The organism is Propioniciclava sp., assembly GCF_029977985.1.
In the GTDB taxonomy this organism is placed as follows: domain Bacteria; phylum Actinomycetota; class Actinomycetes; order Propionibacteriales; family Propionibacteriaceae; genus Propioniciclava.
Genome location: NZ_JARKOT010000290.1, coordinates 1 through 5,441, shown reverse-complemented (window position 1 = coordinate 5,441; position 5,441 = coordinate 1). Strand labels below are relative to the sequence as shown.

Annotated in this window: 4 protein-coding genes and 1 pseudogene; all 5 read left to right on the top strand. The window is 70.2% G+C overall.

Translation table 11 applies throughout. The annotated features are described in order from the left end of the window. Nucleotides 1–1,081 (top strand): bifunctional lytic transglycosylase/C40 family peptidase (locus Q1K57_RS15375; protein ID WP_300084233.1); only part of this gene is annotated, 1,081 nt, incomplete at its 5' end. Continuing rightward, on the top strand, nucleotides 1,078–1,734 hold the full coding sequence (locus tag Q1K57_RS15370; protein WP_300084231.1) for a hypothetical protein: 657 nt from the start codon (nucleotides 1,078–1,080) through the stop codon (nucleotides 1,732–1,734). The genes Q1K57_RS15375 and Q1K57_RS15370, both read left to right, overlap by 4 nt. A 16-nt stretch (nucleotides 1,735–1,750) precedes the next feature. Beyond that, nucleotides 1,751–3,034, top strand: coding sequence for an AAA family ATPase (locus tag Q1K57_RS15365; protein ID WP_300084229.1), 1,284 nt, complete (start codon nucleotides 1,751–1,753; stop codon nucleotides 3,032–3,034). A 127-nt stretch (nucleotides 3,035–3,161) separates the two neighbouring features. Then, nucleotides 3,162–3,338 carry a hypothetical protein gene (locus tag Q1K57_RS15360; RefSeq protein WP_300084227.1) on the top strand — a complete coding sequence of 59 codons (177 nt, stop codon included), beginning with the start codon at nucleotides 3,162–3,164 and terminating at the stop codon, nucleotides 3,336–3,338. Between the two features lie 270 nt (nucleotides 3,339–3,608). Continuing rightward, a pseudogene (locus Q1K57_RS15355) lies at nucleotides 3,609–5,441 on the top strand (hypothetical protein); the annotation flags it as partial.

Below are 5,441 nucleotides of genomic sequence, written 5' to 3'. Positions count from 1 at the left end.
GGCCCAGGCGGCCGCCGCCAAGACGGGTGCACGCACCGCCGTGCGCACCGCCAGGAGCGGCGCAGCCGCCACCCGGCAAGCCGTCCAGGCCGCCTCGTGGGCGGGCCGACTCGCCGCCGCCGCTATCAGCGCCCTCAGCTCGACCCCCGGCCTGATCGCCGCCGCCGTGGCAGTCGCCGTCGCGGCCGCGATCATCGCCGTGCTCTCGATCATCCCCGGTATCGGCCACCAAGCCGACCAACAGCGGCCCGCCACGGTGGCGATCCCCGCCCAATACCTCGACGCCGTGACGCAGGCCGGGTCCATCTGCCCCGAGATCACGCCGAACCTCATCGCCGCCCAAGTCAACCAGGAGTCCGGGTGGAACCCCGATGCCACCTCGCCCGCAGGAGCCCAGGGCATCAGCCAGTTCATGCCCGGAACGTGGGCCAGCGTCGGCGTCGACGGCGACGGGGACGGCCGCGCCGACGTGTGGAACCCGACAGACGCGATCCTCACCCAAGGCCACTACATGTGCGGCCTGGTCGACCAGGTGAAAAGCGCCATCGCAGCCAAGACCATCACCGGGGACGTCGTGAGTCTCGCCCTGGCCGCCTACAACGCTGGCCTCGGCGCTGTCACGGCCGCCGGGGGCATCCCCGCCTTCACCGAGACACAGAACTACGTCGCCATGATCCTCGCGGCCGCCGCCAGCCAGAGCACCGACGAGGGCGGCGTCAGCGCCGACGTGGCCGACGCCGTGGAATGGGCCAAGACCGTGGCGGCCGACGACACCTACGCCTACGTGTGGGGCGGCAACGGCCGCCAGGACGGCGGCTACGACTGCTCCGGGCTCACCAGCGCCGTCTACCGCCGCCTCGGCATCAGCCTGCCCCGCACAGCCGCCCAGCAGCAGCAGGTCGGCACCGGCATCGAGCGCGGTGAGCTCAAGGTCGGCGACCTCATCTTCTACGGCACGCCGGCCTACCACGTCGCCATCTACGCCGGCAACGGCTGGATGGTCAGCGCCGACAACCACATCGACGGCATCAACTTCGAGCCCATCTACGGCTCACCGAGCAGCTACAGGAGAATCCAATGAGGCGCACCCACCGGCGTGCCGCCGCCCTCATCATCGGCACCATCACTCTGGCCGCCGTCACCGGATGCGCCCACACGACAGCCGACGACACCCCGGCCACGGCAACGGATCAGACGAACGCCACCAGCACACCGGCCACGCCCAGCCCCACGATCGGGCAGGCCCCCGACGGCACACCCATCCCCGGAGGCAAGCCCACCTGGCTCGCTGGCCTCCCCGACCCCGGCACCATCGACCGCACCGACCCCGAGGCCGTGATCCGCGCCTACGTGGCCACGGCCGCCACCTGGGACACCACGGTCGACAAGACCAGCGCCTACGCCACCCAACGAGCGGCGATCTACCTGACCGACGCGCTGCGCCAAGCGGCCGACGACTACGACCCCGACACCGCCAAGGGCCAGGCCCAGTTCACACAGGCCGCGCAGCATGACTCCTACACCACCGTCACCATCCGCGAGATCGTCGAAGAAGGACTCGACCCCGACCAGGACGGCGACGTGCACCGGATCGTCCACTACCTCGTCAAGACCACGCCCCGAGACGGCTCAGACGCCCCCGACGACGTGGCCTGGGACGCATGGGTCACCGCGACCCAAGAGAACGGCCAGTGGGCGATCACAGCCATGCAGACCCAGGCCACCCAGAGCTGAACGAAGGAGCATCCCCATGGACATCGAGGCCACCACCGCCCGCGACGGCAGTGCCATCGTCACGATCGACGGCACGCCGCAGAAGATCACCGCCACAACCCTCGAAGACGCCCGCGCCCAGGTCGTTGCGATCGCCCAGGAGCGCGCAGCCACCGCCGGCGAAAGCGCCACGCTCACCGCCTCCGACCCCGACGGCGTGTGGACCGTCATCGTCACCCCCGACGGCGACCTCCACGACCCCGCCGAGGCCGCGGCCGCCGCCACGGCGGCCCCGATCTACGACAGCCCAACCCCCCGCGTCGCCGGCCCGCACACCCAGGCACACACTCCCCCGCGTGCGGCCGACAGCCCCATCGCGCACCTGCCCAGCAGGCGCGAGGTCCAGGGCCGCCATTCATTCCTCAAAGCCACCGAGATCGAGCAGCCCGCCACCCAGGGCTGGCGCGGCGTGGCCACCCGGCTCGGGCTGCGCATGAACCCGAGCCAGCAGGAGCGCGCCGAACGTGACGACATCCACGCCGTCTCCCAGCACTGGCCCGGCCCCAGGACGATCATCGTGGCCAACGGGAAGGGCGGGGCAGGCAAAACCCCCACCACGGTGCTGCTCGCAGCTGTGTTCGCGCGTTATGGCGGCGCCGGTGTTGTCGCCTGGGACGCCAACCAGACCAGGGGCACCCTGGGATGGCGAACCGAACAGGGACCCCACGAAGCCACCGTCCTCGACCTCCTTCCCCAAACCGAACGACTGTTGGGCACCGGAGCCCAGTCGGCCGATCTGGCGCACTACGTGCACCACCAGACCGCCGACCGGTTCGACGTACTGCGCAGCCAGCCCATCCAGCTCGCCGCCGACCAGCGCGTCACCCCCCACGACGTCGACCTCATCTGGAACGTCGTCGCCAAGTACTACCGCCTCATCTTCATCGACACCGGCAACGACGAATCCGACCCCGTGTGGCTGGAAGCCATCGAGCACGCCGACCAGATCGTCGTGCCCACCACCACCCGCGCAGACCACGCCGAAGCCGGCGCACTCCTCCTCGACGCGCTACGCGGCCGGGACCAACACTCACGCCAGCTCGCGGACAACGCCGTCGCCGTGGTCACCCAAGCCGACCCGCGCGCCAGCAAGACCGACATCATCAACATCGTCACCGGGTACGACGAACTCGCCCGCGAAGTCGTCACCATCCCCCACGACCCCGCCATCGTCGACGGCATCCTCCAATGGGACAGCCTGCGCCCCAGCACACAACGCGCATGGCTGCGCGCAGCCGCCGCCGTCGCCCGAGGACTCTGACATGAACGAAATACGCGACACGCGGGGTGCTTCCACCTCGCCGGTATGTACTCACACTTATTATGAGCATATGGCTGTCCGTTCACGACGTCGAGGGTCCCTCGTCGAACCAAGGCGGGTCGCATTCATGCTTGAAGCGCCCGCCGTGGACGCTTTGACGCGCGAGGCCCGCAAACTCGGTGTGAGCAAGTCGGCCCTCGTCCAATGGCTCATCCAGAACATTCCGCGCGACACACAAGGGGTGCCGGCCGGGTGGGCTGAGTCGCACCACAACGACGAGGAGCTGCCCATCGACGCGCCATGAGACCACAAGACCCCCGCCCTTGGCAGGGCAGGGGTCTGAAGAGTGAGTGCCTGATCTGCTGACGTTCCCCAACACAAGCCAGATCAAGCGAACCAACATCCGAAGCGTCGGCGGCAACCGGCTCTTCGCAGGCCCACCGGCAAGCGGGCCAACAACCAAGAAGGGATTTTCCATGCCCACAACTCGGAAGACACCCACATGATACCAACAGATCAGCAGAACCACCTAGACCTAGGGACTGTTGGCGCGGCGTGGCGTTTCACACGTGCGTTGAGCCCGCGCTCGCAGGTGCGCGCCGCCAGCGGCGACCAGGTGAACGCCTACCCGACACAGGTGGCCGTTGCGGGGCCGGCCCCGGTCGGCCCGTGGGCCATGTACCTGACGGACGCGCAGCGCCGCTACCGCTACATCGGCCTCGACCTCGACGCCCACGGCGGCGGAGCCGCCCAGGCGAAGCGGGACGCGGAGGCGATCGCCTCCGCGCTCGATGAGGCGGGCATCGCCTACGTCGTGTGCGAGTCCGGACCCTCGGGCGGCCGCCACGTGTGGATCGGGTTGGCCGAGACGGCCGAGGCGCAACTCGTGCGCCATCTGGCCCACTCCCTCCAGGGCATCGCGCCCAGCCTCGATCCGACTCCCCTGCTCAACCCGGCCACCGGCTGCCTGAGGCCCCCCGGCGCACCGCACCGCCACGGCGGAGCGTCCCGCGTGGTCACCGGCGACCTCGCCGCGCTCACCCAGCCGACCACCACGCCCAGTCAGCTCGTCGACCTGGCCAGCCGCCTCAACGACGAGCTCGGCGACACGGCCACCGTGACTACGACGCCCCACACAGCCGAGCTGCGCCTGCCCGTCGACGAGGACGGACGGCCCTGGCTGCCTGGCACCCGCCGGCCCCTGCCGGCAAAAAGCCGCGCCGCCCTCGACACCCCCATCCAGCCAGGCGCGGACGCCTCCCGCGTCCTCTACACGGTCTGCCTGGGCGCGGCCGCCGCCCACTGGCACCACCGGGACCTGGCCGCCCTTGTGGCCACGGCTCCCGGCATGGAGCACGCCCGCACCCAACGCATCGGCAACGACCACGCCCAGCGCCGCCCTCGGCCCGCACGCGGCCAGCAGGCTCCCGAGGCCGCCCTCGGCCGCGTCTGGCAGGCAGCGCTGCGCTGGGTCGCCACCCACGAGCGACGCAGCGGCGACGACCCCAGCTTCGACCCCAGGGCCGAAGCGATCGCCGCGCTCGTTGAGCACGTCCAATGGCGCGCCGACGCCTCCCCAGGCCGCTGGACACGCGGCGGAGGGCCCGCCGACCGGCGCATCCTCGACACCCTCTGCCACCTCGCCCTGCAAGCCATGAGCACAGCCGTCGAGGCCGACACCCGCCGCCTCGCCCTGCTCGCCGGCATCGGCCGCGACACCGCCCGTGTCGCCCTCATCCGCCTGGCCGCCGACGAGTGGATCGCCCAGGTGAGACCTGGCGAGGGACGCCACGCCGCCACCTGGACAATCGACCCCCAGAAGACGTCACCCACTGATCTCGATAGCACTCAGTCACAAGGGGCTGCACGCCCCGCAGGGGCGGGCAGCCGCTGGAGAAACCTCCTTCTGAACCAACTCAGCACACGCCTAAACCTTGCCACCCACGACCTATTCACCGGCCATACCAAACGGATCGCGGCAGGAAACCTCTACGCCCGCCTCAACGATCCCAACGTGAGCACAACTGATCGCGGCCCCCTGCTCGACGACCTCGCCCGAGCTGGCCTCGTCGTGGCCACACCCACGGGCTGGCGTCGAACCCGACCCGAGCTGCGCGACCTCGCGGCCGACCGCCTCGGCGTTGCGGGCCGCCTCGACGCACGAGAAGGTCGCTATAAGGCCGAGCGCGACCTGTGGGAATGGTGGTCCGCCGAACTCGAATGGATGACCACACCAGGCCGCCACAAGCGACGCCGACAACCCACGGGACAGATTGCGCTCACTTTCGGCCGACCCTGGGACATCTACCCCCCCTACCCCCGATGTGCCAATGGTCGCGCCGATCATCGAGCGGCCCGCGAAGCGATCGCCGCCGGAGCACTCGACCATCTTCACCAGGACCTCGTC

Bases quoted from the DNA above. Each gene is read 5' to 3' on its own strand.
- Q1K57_RS15370 (WP_300084231.1), top strand. From the start codon at position 1,078: ATGAGGCGCACCCACCGGCGTGCCGCCGCCCTCATCATCGGCACCATC.
- Q1K57_RS15365 (WP_300084229.1), top strand. From the start codon at position 1,751: ATGGACATCGAGGCCACCACCGCCCGCGACGGCAGTGCCATCGTCACG.
- Q1K57_RS15360 (WP_300084227.1), top strand. From the start codon at position 3,162: ATGCTTGAAGCGCCCGCCGTGGACGCTTTGACGCGCGAGGCCCGCAAA.